4 protein-coding genes and 2 pseudogenes are annotated in these 5,349 nt (G+C 67.2%); 2 read left to right on the plus strand and 4 right to left on the minus strand.

The genetic code is table 11. The features are described 5' to 3' along the window. From ACO1BU_RS35840 to ACO1BU_RS35850, 3 genes are all read right to left on the minus strand, one after another. The coding region (locus tag ACO1BU_RS35840; protein WP_424140658.1) for an NAD-dependent epimerase/dehydratase family protein at positions 1–214 on the minus strand (214 nt) is incomplete at its 3' end. Then, entirely contained in the window at positions 147–767 is a 621-nt protein-coding gene (gene rfbC, locus ACO1BU_RS35845) for a dTDP-4-dehydrorhamnose 3,5-epimerase (RefSeq protein ID WP_424140659.1), read from the minus strand. The genes rfbC and ACO1BU_RS35840, both read right to left, overlap by 68 nt. Positions 768–863: 96 nt before the next feature. Further along, on the minus strand, positions 864–1,172 hold the full coding sequence (locus tag ACO1BU_RS35850) for a hypothetical protein (RefSeq protein WP_424140660.1): 309 nt from the start codon (positions 1,170–1,172) through the stop codon (positions 864–866). 676 nt (positions 1,173–1,848) lie between these two features. Between ACO1BU_RS35850 and ACO1BU_RS35855 the strand changes: the two are divergent. Together ACO1BU_RS35855 and ACO1BU_RS35860 are read left to right on the plus strand one after the other, a co-directional pair. Continuing rightward, positions 1,849–2,577 (plus strand): annotated as a pseudogene (locus ACO1BU_RS35855) (IS256 family transposase); the annotation flags it as partial. Between the two features lie 155 nt (positions 2,578–2,732). Continuing rightward, a pseudogene (locus ACO1BU_RS35860) lies at positions 2,733–3,673 on the plus strand (transposase); the annotation flags it as partial. A 206-nt stretch (positions 3,674–3,879) separates the two neighbouring features. Here ACO1BU_RS35860 and ACO1BU_RS35865 read toward each other — a convergent pair. Further along, positions 3,880–5,097 (minus strand): IS110 family RNA-guided transposase, encoded by a 1,218-nt coding sequence (locus tag ACO1BU_RS35865; RefSeq protein ID WP_424140661.1) that lies wholly within the window; start codon positions 5,095–5,097, stop codon positions 3,880–3,882. Between the last annotated feature and the right edge of the window lie 252 nt (positions 5,098–5,349).

The following is a 5,349-nucleotide window of genomic DNA, read 5'->3' on the forward strand; positions in this document are numbered from 1 at the left end:
CGGCGAGCGTCCGGCGGTCTCCGGCATAGGTCAGCTTGTCGATCACCAGCACCTCGTGGCCGAGGTTCAGGACGAGGTGGCGGACCAGGGCCGATCCAATGAAGCCGGCTCCGCCGGTGACAACGACGCGCATGGGACAGGATTTCTCAGAATGCGTCAGGGAGATCGCGAAGACGGGGCTGGCGGCTGTCCTTGTCGGAGAGGACGGGACCATTGGTAAGCTCGGGCCAGGGCAAGGCCAAGTCCGGATCGTTCCAGGCGATACCCCGGTCGCACTCGGGCGCGTAGTAGTCGGTAACTTTATAGGCAACCTCAGTGTCGGGCTCGAGCGTGATGAAGCCGTGCGCAAAGCCTTCAGGCACATAGAACTGCTGCCCGCTCCTGGCCGCCAGCTCAACCGAGACATGCTGGCCAAAAGTTGGCGAGCCCCGGCGGATGTCGACCACGATGTCGAAAATCGAGCCCCGCAGCACCTGCACAAGCTTGGCCTGAGCGTGGGGCTTCAGCTGGAAGTGCATACCCCGCAGCGTTCCAACCTCCGCCGACAGAGAATGATTGTCCTGGACGAACTGGGCCGTCACGCCCACGGCCTCGAAGTCGCGTTGGCTGTAGGTCTCCATAAAGAAGCCGCGGTGGTCACCAAAACGGCGCACCGTTACGAGCAGCGGACCTTCAATCTCGAACCCGCAGGCAGTTACGTTCCCGCTTTTCCGTTCGAGAGCTGTAAGTTTCGATGGACGCTCCACCGTCAATGCACCGTGAAACATGGGCTAGCCCCCTCTAAGGTTACTGAAATTTAAAAAGCCGCAAGACAATGTGATATTAACCTATGGGCACAACCATGGCGAGCAAATTGAGTCGGCTCACGATACATCTCGGGGAGATTTATGGGCGGAGAAGGTGAAGTCGGTGACGGAGCGTAGTCCGCAGACGCCGGCGTTTCGGGCGACGGGCGCTCCGTCCTGTCCGTAGCCTTGTAGCCCGCGCGAGACGTCGCCGCGCTGGACTGGCGAGGCGACGAGAGTGTCGGAGATGCGGAGCCATTCCGGCCTGGAGGCGTGGGCGTGGTGGCCCTCCATGGACGGCGCATTGGCAGGCGGCAGGACTTCCGCTTCGTAGTAGGCGCGGACGTGTTTCTGGTCGCGGAGCGTGGCGATAAAGACGTGGATCATGTCGCGCCTCGGGCTTAGTGGGTGGCCTGCTCGGCATCCTCGGGCGGCAGGACCCGGCCTCGGACGAGGCCGACGGCGGTGGTGACGTCGTCGATCTGGGCCTGCACATCCTTCAACCCTGCCAGGGCCTGCTGCAGCAGGGACGGGGGAGGTCTCCGCCGTGGCCAGGTACATCTCGGCGGCGCGCTGGAGGAGCTGGAACTCGGTGATGCGCTCGGCCTCGGCCCGGGCTTTCGCGCGGGCCTTGAGCTCTGGCGAGGTATGGCCCTTGAGGATCGCCTCGGCCGGCATGCCAATTCCCTAGTTGCGGGATGTTCGGCGCACCGCCCCTGAGCGGACCGAATCACTAGATCACGATCTTGTGATCGTCGGCATGTTCGGCCGCTCAGCGGAACTGGACCGATCTGGTCCACCTCCGGTGTGGCCGAGTGTAGGCTGAAATTCTAGGAAGAGTTTCTTGTTTCCTGGGATGGCCTGCCTCCCCTGAGGTACCGTCCCTAGTCGCAATCCGGGCCGCTGGCCGGGTACCCAAAGCGAATGACGACAATCGACTCCCCGCTGGAAGACGGTCGCGTCCCTGGTGATGGTGTAGGACCTGACCGTCTCTGATGAGGCGGTCACCGCGGTGGTTCATGGCAGGGTTGCTGACCTCGACCCCGACCTTGGACCGACCACGATGACCGATGATGAGACTGCCCTTCGCGAGATGCTGGCGAAAGGCTCGGATGCGACCTTCCTGCGGGAGATAATCGGCTTCGCCGCGGAGCGGCTGATGGAGCTGGAGGTGGGCGGGCTGGCGGGTGCCGCCCATGGCGAGCGCAGCCCTGATCGGCTGGTGCAGCGGAATGGTTACCGGGAGCGGAACTGGCAGACCCGGGCTGGGACGGTGGAGCTGCGGATCCCAAAGCTCCGGAGGGGCAGCTACTTCCCGGCCTTCCTGGAGCCACGCCGGACGGCGGAGAAGGCGCTGACGGCGGTGATCCAGGAGGCCTATGTGCAGGGCATCTCCATGCGTTCGGTGGATGACCTCGTCCGGGCCATGGGGCTGGAGGGGGTGAGCCGTAGCCAGGTCAGCCGCCTCTGCGCCGAGATCGACGAGCGGGTCCGAGACTTCCTGGGCCGTCCCATCGAGGACGACTGGCCCTACCTCTGGCTCGACGCGACCTACGTGAAGGTGCGCGAGGCGAGCCGCATCGTCCCCGTGGCCGTGACCATCGCGGTCGGGGTGAACGCCGACGGGCGGCGCGAAGTGCTGGGCATGGCGGTGGGCAGCTCGGAGGCGGAGCCTTTCTGGCTCGACTTCCTCCGCGGCCTCGCCCGCCGGGGTCTACGCGGGGTCAAGCTCGTCGCCTCCGATGCCCACGAGGGCCTGAAAGCCGCCGTGACGAAGGTGCTCAGGGCCACGTAGCAGCGCTGCCACGTGGGGCTGTTGAAAAAGCGGTGGTGGTCTGATTCGCTCGGGGTCGGCAACAGCACGGGTATCGGGCGATGCTGGGCAGCAGGATGCGAGGCCAGACCGAGCTGCTGATGGCGGGCTCGCTGCGCGACTTGGTCCCGGATGACCACGTTCTTGCGCGCGTTGACCGGGTACTGGACCTGTCGTGGCTGCGGGCCGAGCGGGACGGCAAGCAGACCGGCCGGTACAAGAAGGTTTGTCTTACCGACCCCGACGCCACGATGACAACCAACGCCCGGAACCGGCGGCTGGAGCCTGCCTACAAGCAGCACACGGCGGTGGACGACGCTCTTGGCGTCATCCTTGAGGTCGAGGTAACGACGGGCCAGGCGAATGAGGGCGATCACATCCTGCCAGGCGTGGATGCGGTCGCGGCGGTGACGGGCACCCCTGTTCAGGTGGTGACGGCGGACCAGGGATACGCCTATGGCAAGGTCTACGGCGGCCTGGAGGTGCGGGGCATAGACCCGGTCATCCCCGCCAAAAAGGAGCCGATCCGCTCGCGCGTGCCGCTGCGCCGGTTCCGCTACGACGCCCGGCACGACATCCTGAAGTGCCCGATGCGCCGCATCCTCCGCCTGCAGCGGCGGGTGGAGCACGGGCGCTACTTCTACTCCCGCGCGACAGACTGCCGCCGCTGCCCCATCCACGGCGATTGCCTGTCCAAGGGACGGGTGAACAAGGCCGTGGTCGTGAGCGACCACCACCCCGCCCTCCTGCGCGCCCGCCGCCGCAAGGAGCGCTGGTCGACGGAGGACGCCCGGCTCTACCAACGCCACCGCTGGCGCTCGGAGGGCTTCCACGGCGAGGCAAAGTCCTGGCACGGCCTTGCTCGCGCCGTCCGGCGCGGCCTCCAGAACATGCGCATCCAGGCCTTCCTCACCGCCGCGCGGTCAACCTCAAGCGGCTCGCCGCCGCTCTCCTCGCCCTGCTCGGGCCAGGGCGCGACATCTCGCTCCTCGCGGCTGTCGCCCGGCTCCTTGCGGCGACGATTGCCGCCGCGGCTCCGTTGACACGAAGCGGCATCGCGGCCCGACCGGTATAGCGTTGTTCAACAGCCCCCGCGTCCACTTTGGCCGTAACGCCGCCCATGCGCGCAAGACCCAGCGCTGCATCGTCTTGGCCTGGATCGGCCCCGGCCTACGGATGAGATCGACAAGCTTTTCCGTCGTGATCTGCTATCCTGGCCTGGCACGGGTGACCGCGTGGCAAAGAGCCGGGCCCGAGGATGTGAGCCCGGCCGCGCAGCCTTCACCGTCGCTCCTCATTGGCGGCACCCGTGCGCCGCTTTCCCGGGCCGCGTGGCTGCCAGTGTCCGACGAATTGCTCGTAGGCCTGTTCAGCCTGCCGCGCGACCTCGATCTCCCGGTCACGCAGTTCCTTGACATTGTAGGCATAGGCCGGCCCGCGCTTGCTGCCCTTCCTCGTCGGCTGCCCCGCCTGAAGCTCCATCGCGCGAACCTTGTTGGCCACCAGTGCCGGGCGCGCCCACTGGTAATCAGTCTCCCGTGTCAGCAGGTGCCAGCAGAGCACGGCGAGCTTCCTGGCCACCGCCACGGCGGCAACCTGGTGCCCCCGCTTGGCCCGGACGCACAGAAAGAACGCCCGCAGCGGCCCCGGTGCCTTGGACGCCGCCCAGGCCGCCTCGACCAGCAAGGCGCGGGTATGCGAGCGGCCGTGCTTGCTGATCCGGCCATGCTGCGCCAGCCCCAGGCCGGACTGACGTACCCGCGGGTTCAGACCCACGTAGCTCACCAGTTTCTCGGGGCTGGGAAAACGGCGCACATCGCCGATCGCCGCCACCAGCCCGGCCGCCACAATCAGGTTGACGCCGGTGATGGTCAGCAACCGCTTGACCGCGGGATCGTCGATGGCGGCCTGGGCGATGTCCCGGTCCAGCACCTCCAGGTCCTCGCCCAGGCGGTCGAGCTCGCGCAGGTGCCGCTCGATGGCCGCGCGCCCGTCGTCCGGCAGCACCTGCTGGCCGAGCCAGGTCCGGCCCAGCCGGCCGAACAGGTCGGCATGCGGACAGGGCGGCACCAGATGCGCCTGCAGGATGGCGTGCACCTCGTTCTTGACACGGGTCCGGTGCCGCACGACCTGGTTGCGCCGCGCCACCAGCCGGCGGCGCCGCTCGGTGCCGGCATCCGGCACCCAGACCTCGGGCAGGAAGCCTGCCGCCCGGAGCGAGGCCAGCACGCCGGCATCGATCTTGTCGGTCTTGACCTGGGCGTGCGCGATCGCCTTGACCTGCAGCGGGTTTGCCACGACCACCCGGGCGACAAAGGGGCTGAGCACCCGCACCACCGCCATCGCGTTGCCGGTCGCCTCCACGACGACCTCATCCTCACGGCTCAGGGTCCGCCCGAACCCCTCCAGGCCCGAGCGGGTCATGTCCACCCGCCCCGCCGGTCTGAGGCGTCCGGCCTCCCAGAACACCACCTCCGCGAAGGTGCGGTGGATGTCCATGCCGATCACACGTCCCATCTCCTGCTCCTCTCCAGTGGTTCGACGGGACCAGTGGGCAACACGACAACTACGGATCCGCACTCTCGGCGCAACCGGTTCGGTCGCAGGGGCGGCCTGAACCGCCCCGTGTGTGGATGCCCTCATGAATGCAAGTAGAAACTCGATCTGGTAATGGCTGTGCAGTGAGGTGCGGCCGTGATGGGATGGACGGCCCCGCTTTCCTAACTGCTCTCCTGGCCGAGGATGCGGCCA

It is taken from the genome of Roseomonas chloroacetimidivorans (genome assembly GCF_049629625.1).
Lineage (GTDB): Bacteria > Pseudomonadota > Alphaproteobacteria > Acetobacterales > Acetobacteraceae > Roseomonas > Roseomonas chloroacetimidivorans.